The organism is Pseudomonas sp. CNPSo 3701 (genome assembly GCF_028674975.1).
Lineage (GTDB): Bacteria > Pseudomonadota > Gammaproteobacteria > Pseudomonadales > Pseudomonadaceae > Aquipseudomonas > Aquipseudomonas straminea.
This window is the reverse complement of sequence record NZ_JAQZSI010000001.1, coordinates 922,391-943,788: the sequence shown is the minus strand read 5'-3', so window position 1 is coordinate 943,788 and position 21,398 is coordinate 922,391. Positions and strand designations below refer to the sequence as shown.

Annotated in this window: 18 protein-coding genes; 9 read left to right on the top strand and 9 right to left on the bottom strand. The window is 60.0% G+C overall.

The annotated features are described in order from the left end of the window. Positions 1–136: 136 nt before the first annotated feature. From PVA39_RS04275 to PVA39_RS04260, 4 genes are all read right to left on the bottom strand, one after another. Positions 137–736: an acyltransferase gene (locus tag PVA39_RS04275; RefSeq protein ID WP_274122975.1), complete on the bottom strand. Its 600-nt coding sequence runs from the start codon at positions 734–736 to the stop codon at positions 137–139. 126 nt (positions 737–862) lie between these two features. Beyond that, entirely contained in the window at positions 863–1,825 is a 963-nt protein-coding gene (gene egtD, locus PVA39_RS04270; RefSeq protein ID WP_274122974.1) for an L-histidine N(alpha)-methyltransferase, read from the bottom strand. 2 nt (positions 1,826–1,827) lie between these two features. Then, complete coding sequence (gene egtB / locus PVA39_RS04265; protein ID WP_274122973.1) at positions 1,828–3,111, bottom strand: ergothioneine biosynthesis protein EgtB; 1,284 nt, start codon at positions 3,109–3,111, stop codon at positions 1,828–1,830. A 296-nt stretch (positions 3,112–3,407) separates the two neighbouring features. Next, the gene (locus PVA39_RS04260; RefSeq protein ID WP_274122972.1) at positions 3,408–3,596 is read right to left on the bottom strand and encodes a hypothetical protein; all 189 of its coding nucleotides are present in this window, start codon (positions 3,594–3,596) and stop codon (positions 3,408–3,410) included. A 382-nt stretch (positions 3,597–3,978) separates the two neighbouring features. Here PVA39_RS04260 and PVA39_RS04255 point away from each other — a divergent pair, with 382 nt between their 5' ends. Then, a complete protein-coding gene (locus PVA39_RS04255; protein ID WP_274122971.1) occupies positions 3,979–6,048 on the top strand; it encodes a hypothetical protein in 2,070 nt (689 codons plus the stop codon). A gap of 89 nt (positions 6,049–6,137) precedes the next feature. Here PVA39_RS04255 and PVA39_RS04250 read toward each other — a convergent pair whose 3' ends face one another. Beyond that, positions 6,138–6,908, bottom strand: coding sequence for a nuclease-related domain-containing protein (locus PVA39_RS04250; RefSeq protein WP_274122970.1), 771 nt, complete (start codon positions 6,906–6,908; stop codon positions 6,138–6,140). Between the two features lie 800 nt (positions 6,909–7,708). On the opposite strand from PVA39_RS04250, the gene PVA39_RS04245 reads away from it, so the two are divergent. From PVA39_RS04245 to PVA39_RS04210, 8 genes are read left to right on the top strand one after another with little or no spacing between them, the layout of a single operon-like run. Further along, positions 7,709–8,947 carry an urea ABC transporter substrate-binding protein gene (locus PVA39_RS04245; RefSeq protein ID WP_274122968.1) on the top strand — a complete coding sequence of 413 codons (1,239 nt, stop codon included), beginning with the start codon at positions 7,709–7,711 and terminating at the stop codon, positions 8,945–8,947. A gap of 10 nt (positions 8,948–8,957) precedes the next feature. After that, positions 8,958–9,827, top strand: coding sequence for an ABC transporter permease subunit (locus PVA39_RS04240; protein ID WP_274122967.1), 870 nt, complete (start codon positions 8,958–8,960; stop codon positions 9,825–9,827). Continuing rightward, positions 9,827–10,852, top strand: coding sequence for an ABC transporter permease subunit (locus tag PVA39_RS04235; RefSeq protein ID WP_274122966.1), 1,026 nt, complete (start codon positions 9,827–9,829; stop codon positions 10,850–10,852). The genes PVA39_RS04240 and PVA39_RS04235 overlap by 1 nt, the downstream gene beginning before the upstream one ends. Continuing rightward, complete coding sequence (locus tag PVA39_RS04230; protein ID WP_013792829.1) at positions 10,849–11,571, top strand: ATP-binding cassette domain-containing protein; 723 nt, start codon at positions 10,849–10,851, stop codon at positions 11,569–11,571. The genes PVA39_RS04235 and PVA39_RS04230 overlap by 4 nt, the downstream gene beginning before the upstream one ends. Continuing rightward, positions 11,564–12,268, top strand: a complete 705-nt coding sequence (locus PVA39_RS04225; protein WP_013792830.1) for an ABC transporter ATP-binding protein — start codon at positions 11,564–11,566, stop codon at positions 12,266–12,268. Before PVA39_RS04230 ends, PVA39_RS04225 begins: the two co-directional genes overlap by 8 nt. 10 nt (positions 12,269–12,278) lie before the next feature. After that, positions 12,279–13,793 carry an amidase gene (locus PVA39_RS04220; protein WP_274122965.1) on the top strand — a complete coding sequence of 505 codons (1,515 nt, stop codon included), beginning with the start codon at positions 12,279–12,281 and terminating at the stop codon, positions 13,791–13,793. Then, positions 13,790–14,914, top strand: a complete 1,125-nt coding sequence (locus tag PVA39_RS04215) for a transporter substrate-binding domain-containing protein (protein WP_274122964.1) — start codon at positions 13,790–13,792, stop codon at positions 14,912–14,914. The genes PVA39_RS04220 and PVA39_RS04215 overlap by 4 nt, the downstream gene beginning before the upstream one ends. 16 nt (positions 14,915–14,930) lie before the next feature. Next, on the top strand, positions 14,931–15,533 hold the full coding sequence (locus tag PVA39_RS04210) for an ANTAR domain-containing response regulator (RefSeq protein WP_274122963.1): 603 nt from the start codon (positions 14,931–14,933) through the stop codon (positions 15,531–15,533). A 501-nt stretch (positions 15,534–16,034) separates the two neighbouring features. Here the strand turns inward: PVA39_RS04210 and PVA39_RS04205 are convergent. The 4 genes from PVA39_RS04205 to PVA39_RS04190 form a co-directional block, all read right to left on the bottom strand. Next, positions 16,035–16,928 (bottom strand): DMT family transporter, encoded by an 894-nt coding sequence (locus PVA39_RS04205; protein ID WP_274122962.1) that lies wholly within the window; start codon positions 16,926–16,928, stop codon positions 16,035–16,037. An 86-nt stretch (positions 16,929–17,014) separates the two neighbouring features. After that, the gene (locus PVA39_RS04200) at positions 17,015–18,394 is read right to left on the bottom strand and encodes a glutamine synthetase family protein (RefSeq protein ID WP_274122961.1); all 1,380 of its coding nucleotides are present in this window, start codon (positions 18,392–18,394) and stop codon (positions 17,015–17,017) included. Between the two features lie 27 nt (positions 18,395–18,421). After that, positions 18,422–19,801 (bottom strand): aspartate aminotransferase family protein, encoded by a 1,380-nt coding sequence (locus PVA39_RS04195; protein WP_274122960.1) that lies wholly within the window; start codon positions 19,799–19,801, stop codon positions 18,422–18,424. A 132-nt stretch (positions 19,802–19,933) separates the two neighbouring features. Then, positions 19,934–21,373, bottom strand: a complete 1,440-nt coding sequence (locus tag PVA39_RS04190; RefSeq protein ID WP_274122959.1) for an aldehyde dehydrogenase family protein — start codon at positions 21,371–21,373, stop codon at positions 19,934–19,936. Between the last annotated feature and the right edge of the window lie 25 nt (positions 21,374–21,398).

Here is a 21,398-nt window from a genome sequence, read left to right as displayed (position 1 = left end):
TGCCAGCACTGGTTCACAGACTGAAGCGATGAGGCGACGGATCGCTCGCAACGAGCGCGCGCCGAAAGCACAAAAGGATGCCTTCGCCCCCAGTGAAACCTGGCGAACCCCATGAGTGGTTCGCCAGATTGCCGCGTTACCAGCCCATATTGAAATGGATGCCAGGGCTGAAGCTGAACGTCGGGTCAGCGACGATCAGTTCGTCCTTACCCTTTTCCCTGGCCACCCGCACGTTGAAGGATTGTGGCTCGGTGATCTTCTCCAGCGAGGCACGGCTGGCCGCCTGAATGATCTGCGGGTTCTTCACCCACTCATCGACGTTGGCCGGGGCCACGGTGAAGCTCACGGTCCAGGCGCCAGAAAGGGCCGGCGGCAGATCGCTCTCGGCCTCTTCGTCGATGACCTTGATATCGCTTAGCTGGTAGCTGTCCGTGTAGCAGAACCCGGAGCGCTCGGCGTCGTATTCGGCCTGGCCCTTGTCCGTCAGCTGGTAGCCATCGGCGCTCTGGGCGATGAAGCCGATGTCTTCGAACGGCCGGGTGATCGCGCCGTTCTTGCTGGCCATGTCGGGCGGAATCGGGAAGCTCTTGAACAGCGTCGAGGTGGCGCAACCTTTGCGGGAAATACTGTCGGCCAGCGTTTTGGAAATTTCCGACTCCGACGGCGCGCTTTGCCCACAGGCGGAGATCAGGGCAGACAGGGTGACGAGGGTTATCAAACGTTGCAAAGCTGGCATCCTTTTCGAGGGGTGTGCAATCGGCGCGGCGCCTGAAGAGGTTCAGGTCTGCCACGCCGATGCTACAGACACCATCGCACTGCAATTGTTACCAAGATTTGCTGCGGGGTTATTGACCGCGCGCCCTCACTCGCGCCGCAGAAAATGCACGCTGAACAGCTGGGCGGGGTCGCGCCACATGGCCACCGAGGCGAAGTCGCACTCGCTTGCCAACGCCCGGAAGGTGCCGGGTGTGTACTTGTAGGAATTCTCCGTGTGCAGGGTTTCGCCGGCAGCGAAGTCGAACACGCGGTCTTCGATACGCACCCGCTGCTTCTCGCGGCTGACCAGGTGCATCTCGATGCGCGAGGCCTGCTCGTTGTAGAACGCCCGGTGCTCGAAGCGCTGCGGGTCGATGTCGCTGTCCAGTTCGGTGCGGATGCGCTCGAGCAGGTTGAGGTTGAACAGCGCGGTGACCCCGGCCGCGTCGTTGTAGGCGCGCTCCAGCACCTGGCGGTCCTTGACCAGATCCACGCCGATCAGCAAGCCACTGCCGGCCGGCAGCGCCTGGTGCAGATTACGCAGAAAGGCGCGCGCCTCGATCGGGTCGAAATTGCCGATGCTCGACCCCGGAAAGAACGCCAATGGCCGTTGCCCCAAAGCCTCGGCGGGCAGTTTCAACGGCTGGCTGAAATCGGCGCACAGCGCGTGCACGTCCAGCCAGCGGTAGTCGGCGGCCAAACGCCGCGTGCAGATATCCAGGAATTCGCGGGAGATATCGATGCCCAGGTAACGCGCCGGGCGCAGGGCTTCGAGCAGCAGGCGAATCTTGCGGCTGGCGCCACTGCCCAGTTCCACCAGGCTGGCGTTGCGCCCGGCCAGTTCGGCGATGGCGTCCGCCGCCAGGCGCAGGATGGTTTCCTCGGTGCGCGTCGGGTAGTACTCCGGCTGCTGGCAGATCAACTCGAACAGTTGCGAGCCGCGGTGATCGTAGAAGAACTTCGGCGACATCGCCTTCGGGCTGGCCGCGAAGCCGCGCAGGGCCTCGTCACGCAGCGCCTGCTGTTCGAGGTTCTGGGGTTGTTCGTGGGTACGGATTGCCAGTGCCATGCTCAGAGCTCCTTGGCCAGACGCAGGCCGGAAAACTGCCAGCGCATGGTGGGGTAGAAGAAGTTGCGATAGGTGGGGCGCACGTGGTCTTCCGGCGTGGCGCAGCTGCCGCCGCGCAATACCATCTGCCCGGACATGAACTTGCCGTTGTACTCGCCCAGGCTGCCGCCCAATGGACGAAAGCCGGGGTACGGCCGGTAGGCGCTGGCGGTCCATTCCCACACATCACCATACAGCTGCTGCAGGCCATCAACGGCCCCCGCCGCTACCGGCTGCAGGTGATCGTTCTCGACGAAGTTGCCCCACACAGGCTCGTCCTGGGCGGCGATTTCCCATTCTTCCTCGCGCGGCAATCGCGCCTGGGCCCAGGTGGCGAAGGCCTCGGCCTCGAAGTAGCTGAGGTGGCAGACTGGCGCAGCCAGATCCAGATCCCGGGGCCCGCCGAGGGTCAGCTCCAGCCAGTCGTCACCCTCGCGCTGCCAGTACAGCGGTGCCTGCCAGCCAGCGCGCTGGATGTGGTCCCAACCGTCCGCCAGCCACAGCGCCGTGCTGCGGTAACCGCCATCGCGGATGAACTCCAGATACTCGCCATTGCTCACCGGTCGATTGGCCAGCTGAAAGGCCTCGGCAAACACCCGGTGCTGCGGCCGCTCGCAATCGAAGGCAAAGCCCTCGCCGCTAAAACCGACCTGGCGCAGCCCGGCGGGAAACTCGATCCAGCGCAGTTCGCTGGCTGCCGCGCCGCCCGGTTTGAGGTCATGGCGATAAACCGGCCGCAGCGGGTTCTGCGCCAGGATGTGCTTGATATCCATCAACAGCAGCTCCTGATGCTGCTGCTCGTGCTCCAGCCCCAGCTCGATGCGCTGCAACACCTCGTCGGGCAACTCAGCACCGCGCTGGCCGAACAGCTGCTCCATGGCCAGATCGACATGGCTGCGATAGGCATACACCTCGCTCACCGTCGGCCGCGACAACAACCCCCGCCGCGCCCGCTCGAAGGGCGTGCCGTGGGTCTTGTAGTAGGAGTTGAAAAGATGGTCGTAGCGCTCGTCCAGCGGGCGATAGCCCGGCAGGAACGGCTGCAGCACGAAGGCCTCGAAGAACCAGGTGACATGGGCCAGATGCCACTTCGGCGGGCTCACGTCCGGCATGCTCTGGATCACATGATCCTCGGCCTCCAGCGGCTCGCAAAGCCGCTCACTGGCGGCGCGTACACGCTGGTAACGCTGCCAGAGCTGTTCGACGTGCAGTGGTGAAGTGGCGATCCTGCTGGTGCGGTCTCGCATAACACGCATCCTGTGCCGGCGCCGCGAAACGCGACGGTTCTAGAGCCGACTGGATAGAGATGGGAAAGGTTCAGGGAAAGTGGCTGGGTGGTGCGGGTTTGAGATACGGCTCAGAACGATAAGCACAAAAAGCCGCGCAGTGCGCGGCTTTGAAGGTGGTGGTCCACACGGGCTCGAACTGTGGACCAAAGGATTATGAGTTGCTGGGTTGCTGGATGGTGGTGTCAGCAGTGAGCGCAGCGGGAATAGAGTCGCCAAGCAGCTAGAAATAGCTTCCAGCTGCCCGGGAGGAAGGGCTAGCGACGATTGCTGTTGAAGCCGAGCCGCGACAGACGCTCCTCGACAGCTATCTGCATCAGGACCCGGACCTCATCCAGGGAGGTCGGATTGTAAGCTTCATCGATGCCGTTGGAATTGATAGCCTCACCCCAAGATCCGTTTACGATGACCCCAACTCCCTCGGTGTTGCTGCGTCCGTCGTCCATAACGAAGAACCGCTTTTCCATCTTTGAAATTTCGAAGTGAAGCGGTGAGGAGCCAAGAAAGTCCAGGACCAGAGCACCGAGCGTGATTTCATCCGGCGTGCATTTTCATCATAGTGATCTGGGCGGTAGATCCCGCAGACCACACGATTGGACGTGGTGGGCAGTACGCTTTTCACCATCGCAGATTTGATCGTTCCCAGGTGAGCAAATCGTCCTGGTGCTAGTTCATAAGCAGTCGCCTCGGTACTGTGGATCTCACTGACGGGCGATGGCGAGAGGGGGCTGGCTTGTAGTAAAGATTGTTAGTTGGTTTTACAGGGAGAGTGTCATGGTGTACGCGTAAACTTCATGACTCGTTTGTTCTAGCTAACTTGGTGCCAAAGTGAAGCAGTCTATAAGTCCAGTTGTATCTCTAGCACGGAATAAAAAACTTACTCATCCGACTGAGCGGAAGCCATTCAATACGGAGCAATGGCTTGACGCTTACAAAAAGCACAGCAACGGTAATCCTATTGATAAATCGTTGTGTGAAGGAGCTGGGTGGCTAGCAACGCATTTCTCCAGAGTGCGTGCAACGCGAGATTATTATAAATTACATTCTGGCGACAGTATATCTGGCAAGGAACTATTGCATGCGCACTTAGCAGGTGCAAATTTTTCATTTGCGCTGTTGGCTAAGAAACAAATGCGTGATCTTCCGCCCGAAGCTGTGCCAACAATGGAAAAGTTCTTGGATTACAGAACTGATCTTACACTGAGTGGGGTCGAGGTTAACGCAAACCAATTGAATATGTTCAGGCTGGATAGTTTATGTTCCCCTATCTATGAGGTCCTGCACGAGCGCAAGGATTTGGATGTATCAGTACATGGCGATGCGGAGCCATCTTCAGGCTTGCCAAAACTAGACTTCATGGTGAATGAATTTCGTTGTTCCCAGCTGTATCACAATGGGGTGGTAATGTGGCAGCAATTGCTTTACGGGGACGCGATATTTGCTTATGACTTGCAGCGTAACAGAATTCTTATGTCACAGTTGAATGACATAGGAAAAATGAAGGCTATTTGTGATTACCGTAGGGAGCATCATCACGCGGCAATGGCGCTAGAAACACAAGGTGCTGCACATAACCTGCTGCTTTGGCTTGGTTTGAATTATCCAAAAAAGTTGTTGAAATCCGATGGTTTGTCGGGAGTTTCTATAGTCACAGCCGAAGACCTTGGAGATGACGCGGACCGCTTTATTAAATATAAATGGGCGGAGCCTTATTTTGTCCTTGAACCTCATCTTTTCGAGCTGGCAAAAATTCAGTGTTCTAAAAACGTTGAGGGTCAAGGTTATTCTGTACGTGATGTGCTTGTAGTATGGTTTCATTTAGCGGTGCTAGCTCGGCAGAGTGTCCAGGCTTCTACTGAAGAAAATCCAGATAGCTGGGGCCAGTTGCTCCAACATTGCACGTGGTTTGATCGTGAAGGCCTTGTTGTTGCACTGTCAATTGTGACTGAGATGTCAGAGCAGAGTATCGGGGCGATTATTGGCTTTATGACGTTTGAAGCTAAGGAAAGGCAGGATGATCTTTGGACGAAGCCTATCCTTAAAGTGGGTGGGGAGGTTACGTTTTCGGTATCTGCATTGCTTAGTGCAAACCTGCGCAGAAATGTAGATACTTGGATTAGGCTTGTTGACCCCAAGTCACATTTGAGAGGCAAGCATTTTGAGAAGCACTTAGAGAGTGTAATGGAGGAGTGCAGGTCCGCAAATGAAATCATGCGCTCTAACTTGAGCTGGACTGGTTCTCTAATGCTGAAGTACGATGGAGAGCAAGCGCGAGAAGAAATTGATCTGACATTCAGTTTTGGTAACACTCTAGTGGTTGCAGAGCTTCGCAGTCGTCGCACACCAATCACACCGCTTGACTATCACAATGCGCTCTACGAAGACGGAGGGATTTTCACAAAGGTCGAGCAGGCCGAAAGGAAGGCCGCGCACGTTCGTAAGCATCTAGCTGATTTTTGTCGGGACTACTATCCGAGACTGAGCGAGAATTTAGATGCTGTCATGGTATATCCGTTAGTTATTGTAAATGATCAGTTTCACGCGGGCTTTCCATGCGGTGATACTCCGGTTTTAGATGAGCATCTATTGAAGCATTTCTTGAAGGACGGTATGGCTAAATTCTGTGGCTCGCATCACGATCCTTCTAATTATCGTTTTGGAGTCGTGCTCTACGAAAATATAGAAGAGGCGGAGCGCAATTTCTTAAGCTATGCGATGCGACCAACCATAATTGAAACGTATCAGGCCTCTGTTGAGCAAAAGAGCACTCTCTATTCTTTGATGCCCGGTGAGCCGGGAATCAACTGGTTAAGTTATGAGGTCAAGGAATCAAGCAGCGAGAAGCAACTGAGGATCCTAAAGAACGTCAGCGTCGGTAAATTTATCCAACGATACTGAACCGGGAAGCACCCAAGCGGAGGCTGACCTCCGTTTGGGTTAATACCTGGAAAAATGGGACAGATTTATTTTCTGCACAAGAAATCCTTTCAAAGACTCTGCATGGTTTTGCATCTGGGGAAGGTTGAGCAGCCCCAAAACTGCTGCCCCGCTTTCGCTCCTGATTTCACAGTACGAATCAGCAGCGCACTGCCACATTTCGGACACTGCCTCTCGGCTGTCGGATCACTTCTGCGTTTAAGGTTTTGCACATGCTCGCGGTGGGTGGCGAGTGTCGGCGCGCGGCGGCCGGTTTGCAGGGCTTGCAGCATCGCGTCGACTTCAGCCTCGCTGAAGACCGCCTGCTGGAACGACTTGATATAGCGGATAAAGCCGATGCCCTGAGTCACGTTGGCCGGCACTTCGGTCTTGAAGGTGCTGCCGCCGATAAAGGTGATCACCGATTGCAAATGCTCGGGGCTGACGCCAAGGGTGGCTTCCAGGGCTTTGAGGTGCTTGTAGTTCTGCCTCAGTGGGTTCTGGAATTTAAAGGTGCGCTTGTAGAGCTTCTGCGTCCACTGCGCCTGCCTTTCGGTGCCGAAGATCCAGCCGCTCATGTTCTTCGTTTCCAGCACGAAGATACCGTAGGGCGAGAGGAAGACGTGATCGATCTGCGTGGTGCCGTCCGGCGTGTTCAGGGTGACGTTGTGCAGGCGGCGGTAGGTGCGCTCATCGAGTTGCCTGTGCGCGAAGAAGCGCACCAGCAGTTCGCCGATATGGCCTTTGGCCCATGGCGATTTGAGCAGGCCGATCAGCAGGGCCGCGGGGATGAACCAGGCCAGCATGCCCCAGACCTGGCCGATAATCGGGCTGTAATCCATTTTCTTCCTTGAGCCGAGCGACTTGCAGAGCGCCCGGTTGCAGGGCGTGCAGGTGTGCCGAAATCCAATAGCCTGGCACTGACCCGAATAATGGCTAATTGCCGCCAATGACTCAAGAGGATGCGACCATAGTTCTAGGGCAAACGGCTCTGGCTCTACCGCGGCGTGAGCCGATTAGGCGTGTTATTCGGCTCATCTGGTGAGCCGAATAAGCCAGCGCGTGCAGCAACAGCGAGGGGCGTCAGGTGCTGTGCCACCTCAGCACGGCCTGACCCAAGCGTGCGCTCGGCCAATCGCCAGGCCGCCTCTGATCGCTGACGATCTTGCAGCGTGAATCAGCCATTGGGTCGTTCATCACGTTGGCAAACAACGATGCCGTCTCAAGAGATACATTTGGAAACACGCGGCAGAAAAACTGCCCCGATGTTGTGCAGAAGACTGTGTCGACTCTACACAGACGCCCCTTTCCAGGGCGGGCGGGGGATCCTGGAATCCGCAAAAAACCAGGCCAATCATTCACTTACAGAAATTGGCCGGCAAATTGCTTCATCGAAAAGCCGCTTCTCGCGGTATTCGTTTCCCCCCTTCCAGTGCGAGGGGTGGCCCAGCCTCAACGACGCGGCTGGCGCCTTCAAGTGAAGCGACTCATACATCCAGCCGACAGCGCCGTCGGCCTCTGAAATCCGGTCTCCCTTCTCACCGGCATTTCTTTTCAGACCTCCGCCCCTTTCGCCGCCCCGTCCTGGTACTGGCTACCGGACTGTGGCCGTCGTGCAGGTCTGTTTTCAGGAGTATCCCAAATGGCTATGAATCGTCGTGCTTTCCTGCGTACGTCCGCGATCTCCGCTGCTGCGTTTTCCACCTTGAGCCTGAAGAGTTTCTCGGCGTTCGCCGCTGAAGACGCGATCAATATCGCCTCGCTCTACGACAACTCCGGTGGCCTGGACATCTACGGGAAGCCCATCGTCGACGCCCTCACCTTCGCCGTCGAAGAGCTCAACGGCGCCGGCGGCCTGCTTGGTCGCCCGCTGAACCTGATCAAGTACGACACCCAGTCGAACATGCAGCTCTACGCGCAGTACGCCCAGCAGGCCGCGCTGAAGGACCGCGCGGCGGTGGTGCATGCCGGTATCACCTCGGCCTCGCGTGAAGTGGTACGCCCGGTACTCGGTCGCTACAAGACCCTGTACTTCTACAACAACCAGTACGAGGGTGGCGTGTGTGACCGCAATGTTTTCGCCACCGGCGTCACACCGGGCCAGACCGTGGAAAAGCTGGTGTCCCACGTCACCAAGAAATGGGGCAAGAAGGTCTACATCGTCGCGGCCGACTACAACTACGGACAGATCGTCACGGCCTGGGTGAAGAAGTATGTGGAACAGGCTGGTGGCGAAAGCGTGGGCATCGAGTTCTTCCCGCTGGATGTCACCAACTTCGGCGCGACCATCTCGAAGATCCAGGAAGCCAAGCCGGACTTCGTCTGGTCGGCCCTGGTGGGTGGCGCCCATATGTCGTTCTACCGTCAATGGAAAGCCGCCGGCATGAGCGGCAAGTTGCCGATCGCCTCGACCACCTTCGCCGGTGGCAACGAGCACATCGTGCTCTCGCCGGAGGAGTGCAACGGCATCCTCATCTGCCAGAACTACGTGCAGGAACTGGCCACTCCGCAGAACCAGGCCTTCGTCGAGCGTTTCCACAAGCGCTTCGGTGCCGACTACCCCTACATCACCGAGCTGGCGATGGGTGCCTACCAGGGCATGATGCTCTGGGCCGAAGGCGTGCGGCAGGCAGGCTCGATCGAGCGCATGGCGGTGACCGAGGCCCTGGAAAAAGGCATCAGCCTGGAGCTGCCCAGCGGCAAGGTCAGCGTCGATCCGGCCACTCATCACTGCGTGCTCGACGTGCACATCGCCGAGGTGCGCGACCGCCGCCTGGAAGTGGTGGAAAGCTTCGCCCAGCAAGCACCGTCGGATACCGCCGCCGTGTGCGACCTGGTGAAGAACCCGCGTGACGCCAAACAATACAGCATCGTGCAGTAAGGGGGCTGTCATGGATTGGGCAGCCATTTTTTCCCTGCAAATCGTGGGCGCCATCGCCACGCTGGTGCTCCTGAGCATCGGCCTGGCGGTGGTGTTCGGGATGATGAAGATCATCAACCTGGCCCACGGTGAATTCATGATGCTCGGCGGTTACGTCGCCGTGCTCGCCACTCACCATCTGCATGTGCCGATCTGGATCTCGATTCTGGTATTGGCGCCGCTGAGCGTGGGCGTGTTCGGCATGCTGGTGGAGCGCCTGCTGGTGCGTCACCTGTATGGCCGAATGATCGACACCATGCTCGCCACCTGGGGCCTGAGCCTGGCCCTGACCGGCGCAGCCACCATGCTGTTCGGCAACACGACAGTGGGCATCAGCTCGCCGTTGCCGGGCATCAGCATCGGGGCTTATCAAACCAGTGGCTACGGCCTGTTCGTGATTGCCGTGGCAGTAGCCGTGCTGCTGGGCATGTGGGCCTTGCTGCGCTTCACCCACTTCGGCCTGTGCGCCCGCGCCACCATGCAAAACGCCAAGATGGCGGCAGCGCTGGGCGCCAATCCGGGGCGCATCTACAGCCTGACGTTCGGTCTCGGCGCGGCGCTGGCCGGCCTGGGCGGCGCTGTTCTGGTCCCGCTCACCGGGGTGATTCCCACACTCGGCGCCAGTTACATCGCCAAGGCCTTCATTACCGTGATCGGCGGCGGCAGTGCGGTCATTACCGGCACCCTCAGCGCCGCGGGCGGCTTCGGCGTGATCAGCCAGGTAGTGACCTTCTTCAGTACGCCGGTATTCGGTGAAGTGGCGCTGCTGTTGGCAGCCATCGTGTTGATCCGCGTATTGCCCCAGGGCATTACCGGTCGTTTCTTTCGGAGGGCGTTCTGATGTCTGTTGATATCCGTACCCTGCTGCCCGTACTCGGCTGCGCGTTGGCGGCCGTGCTGGTGGCGATCCTGCCGCAGTGGCTGGACCTGTTCACCCTGCTGTCCCTGACCATCTACCTGGTGATGGCGCTGTTGGCCCTGAGCCTGGCCTTCATCTGGGGCTTTGGCGGCATTCTGTGCTTCGGCCAGGCGGCGTTCTTCGGCCTCGGGGCCTACGCCTATGCCATCGGCGTGATCAACCTGGGCGACAGCACCTGGCCGGTAGTACTGGCCATCGCGGTGCCGGCGCTGGTAGCGGCGGCCATGGGCTACTTCATGTTCTATGGCGGCATCAGCGATGTCTATCTAGGTGTGATTACCCTGGCGTTCACCCTGATTCTGTTCAACGTGATGAACTCCACGTCCGGTTCCGAGTACCACATCGGCAGTGCCCTGCTCGGTGGTTTCAACGGCATTCCGGCGATTCCCACCCTCAACGTTCCGTTCAACCCCGAGCGGGTGCTGGAACCGGAAACCCTGTTCCAGGTGATCGGCGGTGCTTTGATCCTCTGTTATCTGGGGCTGCGCGTACTGCTTGCCAGCCGCTTCGGCAAGGTGGTGGTGGCGATCCGCGAGAATGAACAACGCGCCGGGCTGCTGGGCTATGACACGCGGCTGCACAAGCTCATCGTGTTCAGCCTCGGCGGAGGCATCGCCGGGCTGGCAGGCTGCCTGTTCGCCAACTGGGGAGCCTTCGTCAGCCCCGGCGTATTCGGGCTGGCACAGTCGGCGCAGATCATCATCTGGGTAATCGTCGGCGGGCGCGGCACCTTGTTCGGCCCCATCCTGGCGTGCATCGGCATCCAGGCCCTGATGGCCCAGCTGGGTGAGCAGCAGCACGTGGACTCGGGCTTCGTGCTGGGCCTGATCCTGCTGGCCTTCGTCATGCTGCTGCCACGCGGTTTGATGCCGACCTTGAGCAGCGGCGTAGCGCGCGCTTTCCAACGTCGCCCACGACCGGCCACCACCCAGGAGCGCGCACTATGAACCTGCTGCAAACTCAAGGTCTGGGCGTCAGCTTCGGCGGCGTGCACGCGGTGAAAGAGGTGGACTTCACACTGGAGCGCGGCGAACTGCGCTGCCTGATCGGCCCCAACGGCGCCGGCAAAAGTACCTTTTTCAAGATGCTCAGCGGCCAACTCAAACCCACCCGAGGCGTGTGCCACTTCAAGGGCCAGCGTATTTCCGGGCTGGCACCACACAAGGTTGCCCAGTTGGGAATTGGTATCAAGACTCAGGCTCCCAGTGTGTTCGACGGCCTGGACGTGCTGGAAAACCTTCGCCTGGCCGCCAGCCGCAAACAATCCCCGAGCGCCGCCCGTGACACCGCCGAGGAAACCTTGCAGCGCATCGGCCTCAGCGAACTACGCACGAGCCTGGTGGGGAACCTGGCCCATGGCCAACGCCAATGGGTAGAGCTGGGCATGATTCTCGCCTCACGCCCGGAACTGGTCCTGCTGGACGAACCCGCCGCCGGCATGACGTACCAGGAAGTGCGCAAGACCGCTGCGCTGATCAAGGAAATCAACCTCCACAGCACCGTGGTGGTGGTCGAGCACGACATGGAGTTCATCCGCCTGATCGCCGGCACCGTCACCGTGTTCAACCAGGGCGCGATCCTGGCCCAGGGCAGTTTCGCCGAGGTGACCCAAGACCCGGCCGTTCGCGAAGCGTATCTGGGCAAGCAGGAGATCAAACATGCTTGAAGTGATCGGTTTATCCTCCGGCTACGGCCGTATTCCCGTACTGCGCGACATTCGTCTGAGCTGCGCCGCCAACACCTGCGTGGGCGTGCTGGGCCGCAATGGCATGGGCAAGACCACCCTGCTGCGCGCGCTGATGGGCGAACTGCCCGCGATGGCCGGCACCCTGCACTTCGCCGGTGAAGACTTGAGCAGCGCCGCCGCCCATCAGCGTGCCCGTGCCGGTATCGGCTACGTGCCGCAGGGCCGGCAGATCTTTCCGTTCCTGAGCGTGCGGGAAAACCTGCGCATGGGCTGCGTGAAGGACTTCGCCAAGGCAGACGCCACCATCGAGCGCATCCTCGCGTACTTCCCACGCCTGCACCGCCTGCTCGACCAACCGGGCGGCGCACTATCCGGCGGTGAGCAACAATTGCTGGCCCTGGCCCGCTGCCTGTGCGGCGAGCCAAAAATCATTCTGCTGGACGAACCCACCGAAGGCATCCAGCCCTCGATCTGCGACGAAATAATCGAAACCCTGCAGCGCTTGCGGGTGGAACAGAACCTGGCGGTGATCCTGGTGGAACAGGACATCGAATTTCTCAGCGCCCTGTCCGACCGCATCCTGATCATCGAGAACGGCAAGCTGGTGGACGAGGTCGACCCGGCCCACACCAGCGCCGAGGCCATCGCTGAGCGCTTCATGGGCTTTCATGCATAAGGAACCTGTCATGTCTATTCAACGCCCTACCCTGGCCGACCTCACCGAAGTCGGCCATAGCCTTGGCCTGCAAATGAGCGAGCCGCTGCTTACCGAATACGCGCACATCCTCGAAGCCGTGTGGCAGGACTACGACCGCCTCGACGCCATCTCCACACCGCCCGCGCCGCCGCGTTACCCGCGCGGCCCCGGCCAGATACCCGCAGACAACCGCTACAACGCCTGGTACGTGCGCACCGAAATCCAGGGCGCCGCAACCGGCAAACTGGCCGGCAAGCGTGTGGCACTCAAGGACAATATCTGCCTGGCCGGCGTGCCGATGATGAACGGTGCCTCGACCCTGCACGGCTACGTGCCGGATATCGACGCCACCGTCGCCACCCGCGTGCTGGACGCGGGTGGACAGATCCTCGGCAAGGCTCACTGCGAGTTCTTCTGCGTGTCGGGCAGCAGCCACACCAATGCCACCGGCGCGGTGCACAACCCACGTAACCCGGGCCACTCCACCGGCGGTTCATCGTCGGGCTGTGCGGCGCTGATCGCCGCGGGCGAAGTGGACCTGGGCATCGGCACCGACCAGGGCGGCTCCGTGCGTATTCCCGCGGCCTACTCCGGCATCTATGGCATGAAGCCGACCCACGGCCTGATCCCGTACACCGGCATCATGCCCATCGAAATGACCCTGGACCATGCTGGGGTGATGAGCGCCAACCTGGCTGACAATGCGCTGCTGCTGGAGGTATTGGCCGGCGCCGATGGCCTCGATCCGCGTCAGGATCGCGTGGTGCCCACCGAGGCCTACACCCAGGCCCTGGGCAAAGGCTGCAAAGGCCTGCGCATCGCGGTGGTACGCGAAGGCTTCGGCCATGCCAACTCCGAAGCCGATGTGGACGCCGCGGTGCGTCGTGCGGCGGCACTCTTCGAGGGCCTGGGAGCGCAGGTGCAAGACGTCTCGATCCCGCTGCACGCCCTGGGCCACGCGATCTGGACGCCAATTGCGGTGGAGGGCACCACCCAGTTGCTGCAAGGCTACAACTACGGCTCGAACTGGAAGGGCCTCTACGTACAGAGCCTGATGAACGCGCAGCAGAACTGGCAAAACGAGTCCGGGCAATTTCCCCACGACTTGAAAACCTGCCTGTTGGCCGGTGAATACGCCTACAAGCGCTTTGGCGGCCAGTACTATGCCAAGGCCCAGAATGCTGCCCGGCAATTGCGCGCGGCCTACGACCAAAACCTGCAGGATTTCGACGTGCTGCTGATGCCCACGGTACCGCTCAAGGCGCCCAAGCTACCCAGCGCCGATGCCTCGGCCAGCGAGTGGGTGCAGCGAGCCCTGGAAATGAACGCCAACACCGCGCCATTCGATGTTACCGGCCATCCGGCCCTGTCGATCCCTTGCGGGCTCGCCAGTGGCCTGCCGGTGGGCATGATGCTGGTGGCGCGCGATTACGCCGAAGCCACGCTGTATCAGGTGGCGCACGCGTTCGAACAACATATCGACTGGGAAAGCCTGACGTCATGAGCCCCCCCGACTTCAAAGTCGGCCTGCTGTTTTCCGAGTGCAGCCTTACCGCTGCCTCGGAGATCACCCAGGCCAATGCCACCCATCTGGCCATCGCCGAGGTCAACGATGCTGGCGGCATCCACGGTCGGCCCCTGGTGCCCGTGGACGGCCGTCCCGGTGCCGAGCCGGCCGACTACCGTGACAGTGCCGTGCGCCTGTGTGACGAACACCAGGTGCAGGTGCTGTTCGGCACGCACATGTCCAGCACCCGCAAGACCGTACTACCGGTGGTGGAAAGCCGTCGCCGCCTGCTGTTCTACCCGACGCTGTACGAAGGCTTCGAGTACTCGCCGTGGTGCTATTACACCGGCTCGGCCCCGAACCAGAACTCGGTGCAACTGGCTCGCTACGTACTGGAACACTTCGGCAACCGCGTGCTGTTCGTCGGCGGCTCGTATGTGTACCCGTTCGAATCCAACCGCATCATGCGCGAGCTGTTCGAGCAGGCCGGCGGCGAGGTGGTGGACGAAATCTACCTGCCATTCCACGCCACGCCCGAAGACTTTCAACGGGTCATGCATCAGGCCCGGGCCACTGCGCCGGATGCGATCTACTCGACCATCGTCGGCAGCGATATTCCGGCCCTGCACCGTGCCTATCGCCAGGCCGGTTTCGACCCGGCACGCATGCCGATCGTCAGCCTGGCCACCAACGAGGTCGACGTACTGCGCATGAGCGCCGAGGAGGCTGAGGGGCATGTGTCCGCGGCGCCGTGGTTCTCCACCCTGCAAACGCCTGCCAGCCAGGCATTCGTAACCCGCTACCGGGCGCGCTTCGGCAACGAGGCGCCACTCACGGCGGGCGCCGAGGCGGCGTACTTCCAGGTGCACCTGTTCGCCGAAGCGGCGCGTCGGGCGCAGGATCCATCCATCGAAGCGCTGCGCCAGGCCTTGGCCGGGGCACAGTTCGACGCCCCTCAGGGCCGCGTGCAGATCGACGCAGAGACTCAACACACCTGGCTGTGGCCACGCATCGCCCGCCTCGACCATCAGCGCCGTTTCGAGCTGATGGTGCAGAGCGAGCAACCGGTCAAACCCAGCCCCTACATGATCGACTACCAACTGGACGGGCAGCCATGAGCGGCGGGAGGGCGAGATGAGCAGCGCACCTTCGCTGTTACGGGAACTCAAGGGCCTGCGTGTTCTGGTGATCCACCCGGTGGACGCCGAGGCGCGCGTGGTGCTCGACCAGTTGCAGCGCATCGGCTGCATCGTCGAACAATGTTGGCCGGTGCCCGAACGCTTGCCGGACGATACCGACGTAGTGCTGCTCGCCGTGGAGCTAAGCCAGCGCCTGAACACCCAGTCGCTGGTGGAAGGGCTGAGCGAACAGGCGCCGCCGATTATCGCCGTGGTGGGCTACGAGAACCCCTCGATGCTGCAACTGGTACTGGAAACCCAGCCAGCAGCGGTCATCGAGCGCCCACTGCGGCCATTCGGCCTGTTGACCCAGCTGTTGATGGCCCGCGCTGCCTGGCGTGCGCGCATCGACATGCTGGCGCAACTGCGCAAACTGCAGACCCGGCAACCGGCTGTTTCCAAGATATCCATGGCCAAGGCCCTGCTCATGGCCCGCCATCGCATCGGCGAAAACGACGCCCATCGTCGTCTGCAACGCGATGCCATGGCCAGCCGCAGCAGCATGGAGGCGGTGGCTCAAAGCATTATCGATGCCGGCCTGCCACCCACATCGGAGTGAGCAGAGGGTGCACGCAAGCCTTCGATTTTCAGTAGTTCCGCCCACTGGGTATGCAGCAGTGATGATCGCGCACACCGTTGGGCGAAATACTCGCCGTTATGCATCGGCAGGACCGCTCTGCGCACCACGGCTGAAACGAATGGCGTCTTGAGGGGTGCTGCCAGCTGAAACGTGCCAGAGGCGACTGGCTTACCAGATCTGTGGCGATTTGGCGCCCTTGGCCATGAAGCCAATCAGGACGTCGCTGCTCCAGAACGCATAAAGCCGCGCAATGCGCGGCTTTGAAGGTGGTGGGCCCACACGGACTCGAACCGTGGACCAAAGGATTCTGAAGCACCAAAAGTTGTGTTTCTCGTCGTCGCCTTGTGTATCGCGTAAAGGTCCTCATATTGAAATTCACATTGTTTTCAGGGGCGTGGTTTCCCCTTGAGTCTGGTCATCGCTGAGCATGACCTTTAAAGCGATGACCAGGCAAACAAGCAAAATGACGGGCGCAGACCGCTAGAGCACTGGCTTATTACAATTGAAGGTTGCTGGCAGCGAGGAACGCCTCCAGCCGAACTCACTTACAAAGATCCCTAGCAAGATCAGCAAGGCCCCAATGATATTTATCAAGGACAGCCGGACATCTGCCAGCCAATATCCAAACACCCCAGCAAACACCGGCTCACATATAAGAATCAATGCAACCTTTTCAGCTGGAAGCCTCATTTGCGCACGCACTTGGATCACATATCCAAGGCCAGTCGCCAGGATTGCCACAATGAGGATGCTAACAATAGAAGACCGACCTTCGGGCATTGCCAGACTTCCCTCATACAAGCTCCACGCCGCCGAGAGGATGCCGACGGTCAATAGCTGTAGAAACGTAGAAGCGATTGCAACGGGCATCCTTACAAATAGAGAGACAGCGACAATATGCATGGCAAACGCAACGGCACACCCCAAAATCAGGACATCGCCGAAGTTAACGCTAAACCCATCAAGGCTCAGCATTGCCAGACCTACCACAGCAATCGCGATCCCCGCAGACTGATGTTTTCTCACTCGTCCCTTGGCAATCACATATAGAATAATCGGCGTAAATACTGTGCATAACCCAGTAATGAATCCAGCATTGGAAGGTGTTGTAATTGCAACGCCAGCGGTCTGCAATGCGAACGCCATGAACAACACACATCCAATACCTATGCCTGACATCCAGTCAGCTTTTCTCATCCTGTAAAAAGACTGAATGGAAAATGGCAGCACGGCCACTGCAGCCAATAGAAACATGTAGGCATTTAGCGCAGACGCATTCATCTCTAACAACAAGTCATGCTTTGCAGCAAAGCTCCATCCCCAGATGGCTGTAACCGCTATCATCGCGATTGACCAAAATAAATCACGACTCATGTCTTTATCTCAGAAACGATTGAAGTGAGGCTCGCCACTTTGTGACGAGACGCAGATATTCGCCGCGCCACTAAAAGCGCTGCGGTTTATACAGTGAATCCGTAGAGATCCCACTCGACCTCGGTCACTATCGGTGCAAGGCGCTGGTACTCCGCCCGCTTGATGGCGACGAAGCCCTGGTGGATCGACGCCCCGAGTACGTCGCGCATGAATGGCGATGCCTCTAGTCGATCGATGGCATCCAGCCAACTGCGTGGCAGATCGGCGACGTGATCACTGTCATAGCTGTTGCCCTGAGCTGCCGGCCCCGGGTCAATGCCCATCTCGATTCCACGCAAAGCCCCAGCGAGGGTGACTGCAGCCACCAGGTAGGGATTGGCATCCACTCCCGCGACCCGGTGCTCGAAATGCCTGGCATGCCCGGAGGTATTGGGTACCCGGATGGCCACGGTACGGTTCTCGAAGCCCCAGGTGTCGGAGGCCGGCGAGTAGGACACGGAGGCGAAGCGGCGCCAGGAATTGAGGAACGGTGCCAACACCAGCATAGTGTCGCCGATGGTGTGTCGCACCCCGCCGATAGCATTCAGCAGCAACGGGTTTAGTTCTCCCTGCGCAGTATCCGCGAAGAGATTTTCGCCGTCGCGGCTGTTCAGAGAGAGATGTAAATGCATGCCAGAGCCAGCCTCCTGGCCAAAGGGTTTGGCCATGAAGCAGGCTTCCATGCCAAAGCGCCTGGCGGCCGAACGAACCAGTCGCTTGGCGATCACCAGGTCATCGGCGGCGCGCAGCAGATCGCGATAGCGGATGGTGAGCTCATATTGGCCCACCGCATACTCGGAGATCACCGACTCCAGCGGCAGGCCGAGATGTGCTGCGCCTTCGTAGATCATCTCGAAGAACGGCGCCATTTCGTCGAGCTCATCTACCGACATGGTGTTGCGGTTCAACGAACGCCTTCCGCTCAAGGCGTAACGCGCCGGCTGTGGAAGCCCTCTTGCATCACGCTCCTTATCGACCAGATAGAACTCCAGCTCGAAGGCTCCCATGGGCGTGTAGCCTTGCGCTTTCGCCATCTCGACCCAGCGCACCAGCGCATGCCGCGGATCGGCGCTGAACGCCGAGCCATCCCCCTCGAACATGGTCACCAGTACCAGGCCGCGCCCCGTATGGGGAACGAAACCGAGCGTTCCCGGAATCGGCCAGCAGCGCTTGTCTCCACCGCCGTCGTACAGCACCACGCCGGAGCCATCCACGTCGTCGCCCGCGACGTCCTGGCCGAACATCGAGGCAGGAATCGGTCGTCCTGTGGTGTAGAGCGCCTCGAGTTCGTGACGTCGAATGATCTTGCCACGACCAATGCCATGACAGTCATTGAGCACAAGATCGATCCCCTGTACGTCAGGGTACTTCTCGAGAAATACCCGAAGCTCATCCAACTCTGCCCCTGCGGGCGACTTGATATTCATTTGAATTCACTCATGGGTGAGGACGGATCAGTTCACCAAGCCCTGGCGCCGCGCATGGGCGTGGGTCAGATCGAGCACCTTGACCACCGTAGAGATCAGCTCATCGGCTTCCGCATGACTCAGCGTCAATGGCGGGGCAATGACCATGCGCTGGCCGACTGCACGCATCACCAAACCGTTCTGGAACGAGAAGTCACGGGCGATCAGGCCGATATTTGCCTCGCCAGGGAAGCTGGCACGAGCAGCCTTGTCCGGAGTCAGCTGAAGCGAACCGATCAGGCCAACCATGTTGGCATCGCCAACGAGCGGATGGTCATTCAAAGCTCGCCAGCGGCTTTGCAGGTATGGGCCAATATCGTCACGCACGCGCTCGACAAGCTTCTCACCCTGCAGGATGTCCAAGGTAGCAAGCGCGGCGGCGCAAGCCGCTGGGTGACCGGAATAGGTGTAGCCGTGGGCGAACTCGTCGCCTTTCTCCAATAGCGCTGCTGCGATACGGTCGGATACCGCTACCGCGCCCATCGGCACATAACCGGAGGTGATGCCCTTGGCCATGGTGAGGAAATCCGGCTGGCTGCCCATCAGCTCGCAGCCGAACCACTCGCCGGTACGCCCGAAGCCACAGATGACTTCGTCGGAAACCAGCAACACGTCACGTTCCTTGAGACCAGCGGAGAGCTCCGGCCAGTATGTAGCCGGCGGAATGATGACACCACCGGCGCCCTGGATAGGCTCAGCGAACATCGCGGCCACCTTGTGGGCGCCAATCTGATCGATCAGTTTCAAGGTTTCGCGCGCCACATGCCGACCGAAGTCAAGCGGGTCCATCTCACCGCCCTCCCCCCACCAGAACGGCTGCGGCGCGTGGACGATACCGGGGATGGGCATGCCGCCCTGGCGGTGCATGGAACCGAAACCACCGATCGAGGCCGCGGCGACCGTCGAACCGTGATAACCGTTATGGCGACCGATATAGATCTGCTTCTCCGGCTTGCCCTCCAGCTCCCAGTAATAACGCGCGAGGCGGAAGATGGTGTCGTTGGACTCGGAACCCGAACCAGTGAAGAAGAAGCGGTTGAACTGCGCCGGCGTCACTTCTGCCAAACGCCGAGACAGCTCCACCACCGGCGGGTGGGTGGTATTGAAGAAGGTGTTGTAGAACGTCAGATCGCGCAGTTGCTTGGCAACGGCATCAGCGATTTCGTTGCGACCATGACCGACCGCGACGCACCAGAGGCCACTCATGCCATCGAGAATTCGATTGCCCTCGCTATCGCGCAAGTAGACGCCCTTGGCCGACTCGATGACGCGTACGCCGCGCTCATTGAGTTCACGGGTGTTGGTGAAAGGGTGCAGGTGGTGTTGCGCATCGATGGTTTGCCAGGTGCGGGTATCGTGTTTGTTCATGACTGTTCTCACTGCTTGCGGTGAAATTGAAGAACTCTTGCCGACGGACGCGCTGAGGCGCGTAGCGAAAGGCTGCAGGCATGTTGTCGGGCGGGCGGCTCTGGCCCGCAAAAGCGTGGAGCGATCATGGTCTTACCCTGAGAATTGGTAGGCAGTCTTGCTCAGGGTGTAGAACTCGGCGGCGGCACGGCCTTGCTCTCGTGGGCCGAAGCTGCTGGCCTTGGTTCCCCCAAAAGGCACGTGATAATCGACTCCCGCTGTTGCGACGTTGATCATCACCATGCCGCTCTGAACCTGGCGACGGAATTCGCGTGCATGCTTCAGGCTACGCGTGCAGATACCGGCGGACAGCCCGAACGCGGTGCCATTGGCGACCTGCAGCGCCTCGTCGAAGTCATCGACCCGGATCACGCTCGCGCAAGGACCGAAGATTTCCTCCTGGCTTACTTGCATGTCAGCACCGGCTCCCAGGAACAAAGCTGGGCGCTGATAATGGCCACGGGTGCGCAACTCGATATGCTCCCCACCGATCACCTCACAGCCCTCGGCAGCCGCGAGTCGGACGTAGCGCAGATTGCTGGCCAGTTGCTCGGCCGATACCACGGGGCCGATCTGGCTATCGCTGGCCAGTGCATGACCAACCTTCAAGGAAGCCATGCGCTTGGCCAGGGCGTCGACGAAGGCGTCATGGATCGAGGCTTGCACGATCAGCCGCGAAGAGGCGGTACAGCGCTGCCCGGTGGAGTGAAAAGATCCATTGAGGCTTGCTTCCACCGCTACCTCGAGGTCAGCATCCTCCAGAATGACCATGGGGTTCTTGCCGCCCATTTCCAGTTGCACCCGCTTAAGGTCCACCGCCGCACGTTGGGCGATGCGCCTGCCGGTAGGCACCGAGCCAGTGAACGACAGCCCCCGCACGTGCGGGTTGTCGACCAACGCGGCGCCCACACTCGCCCCAGGCCCCATGACCAGGTTGAACACGCCAGCTGGGCAGCCCGCCTCACGGATGATGCTTGCCAGCAGGTGAGCGGTACCGGGAGTCAACTCTGCCGGCTTGAGCACCACGCTATTGCCATAGGCCAGTGCCGGCGCCACCTTCCAGGCTGGGATGGCGATTGGAAAGTTCCAGGGGGTGATCAGGCCGACCACACCGATGGGCTCTCGCCGTGTCTCGATGTCGATATCAGAGCGCACCGATGCGATCGACTCCCCCGCCAGGCGCAAAGCTTCGCCTGCATAGAAGCGAAATATCTGCACGGCACGGCGCGTCTCAGCCAGCGCTTCGCTGAGAATCTTGCCTTCTTCGCGCGCCAGCATCGTGGCAATTTCCTGCTCACGCTTGGCGATGCCCTGGGCGATGCGTTCGAGCAATTCAGCTCTGACCTGAGGCGTGCTGTAACGCCACTCCTGCTGCGCCTCGGCGGCGGCGGCACAGGCGTCAGCTACTTCATCCGGGCTGGCGATCGCGTAATGTCCGATCAGGTCATCAAGATCGGAAGGGTTGCGATTCTCCAGACTACCGGCGCCCTCCCACCAGGCGCCTGCGATCAAATTACGCTCGATATGCGACATCTGCGAAATTCCTGAATGACTCAAA

Excerpts from the sequence above, each read along its gene's own strand:
- PVA39_RS04245 (WP_274122968.1), top strand. The coding sequence starts at position 7,709 with ATGGCTATGAATCGTCGTGCTTTCCTGCGTACGTCCGCGATCTCCGCT.
- PVA39_RS04240 (WP_274122967.1), top strand. The coding sequence starts at position 8,958 with ATGGATTGGGCAGCCATTTTTTCCCTGCAAATCGTGGGCGCCATCGCC.
- egtB (WP_274122973.1), bottom strand. The coding sequence starts at position 3,111 with ATGCGAGACCGCACCAGCAGGATCGCCACTTCACCACTGCACGTCGAA.
- PVA39_RS04205 (WP_274122962.1), bottom strand. The coding sequence starts at position 16,928 with ATGAGTCGTGATTTATTTTGGTCAATCGCGATGATAGCGGTTACAGCC.
- PVA39_RS04260 (WP_274122972.1), bottom strand. The coding sequence starts at position 3,596 with ATGGACGACGGACGCAGCAACACCGAGGGAGTTGGGGTCATCGTAAAC.
- PVA39_RS04215 (WP_274122964.1), top strand. The coding sequence starts at position 13,790 with ATGAGCCCCCCCGACTTCAAAGTCGGCCTGCTGTTTTCCGAGTGCAGC.
- PVA39_RS04275 (WP_274122975.1), bottom strand. The coding sequence starts at position 736 with ATGCCAGCTTTGCAACGTTTGATAACCCTCGTCACCCTGTCTGCCCTG.
- PVA39_RS04195 (WP_274122960.1), bottom strand. The coding sequence starts at position 19,801 with ATGAACAAACACGATACCCGCACCTGGCAAACCATCGATGCGCAACAC.
- PVA39_RS04220 (WP_274122965.1), top strand. The coding sequence starts at position 12,279 with ATGTCTATTCAACGCCCTACCCTGGCCGACCTCACCGAAGTCGGCCAT.
- PVA39_RS04235 (WP_274122966.1), top strand. The coding sequence starts at position 9,827 with ATGTCTGTTGATATCCGTACCCTGCTGCCCGTACTCGGCTGCGCGTTG.
- PVA39_RS04200 (WP_274122961.1), bottom strand. The coding sequence starts at position 18,394 with ATGAATATCAAGTCGCCCGCAGGGGCAGAGTTGGATGAGCTTCGGGTA.
- PVA39_RS04190 (WP_274122959.1), bottom strand. The coding sequence starts at position 21,373 with ATGTCGCATATCGAGCGTAATTTGATCGCAGGCGCCTGGTGGGAGGGC.
- PVA39_RS04225 (WP_013792830.1), top strand. The coding sequence starts at position 11,564 with ATGCTTGAAGTGATCGGTTTATCCTCCGGCTACGGCCGTATTCCCGTA.
- PVA39_RS04250 (WP_274122970.1), bottom strand. The coding sequence starts at position 6,908 with ATGGATTACAGCCCGATTATCGGCCAGGTCTGGGGCATGCTGGCCTGG.
- egtD (WP_274122974.1), bottom strand. The coding sequence starts at position 1,825 with ATGGCACTGGCAATCCGTACCCACGAACAACCCCAGAACCTCGAACAG.
- PVA39_RS04230 (WP_013792829.1), top strand. The coding sequence starts at position 10,849 with ATGAACCTGCTGCAAACTCAAGGTCTGGGCGTCAGCTTCGGCGGCGTG.
- PVA39_RS04210 (WP_274122963.1), top strand. The coding sequence starts at position 14,931 with ATGAGCAGCGCACCTTCGCTGTTACGGGAACTCAAGGGCCTGCGTGTT.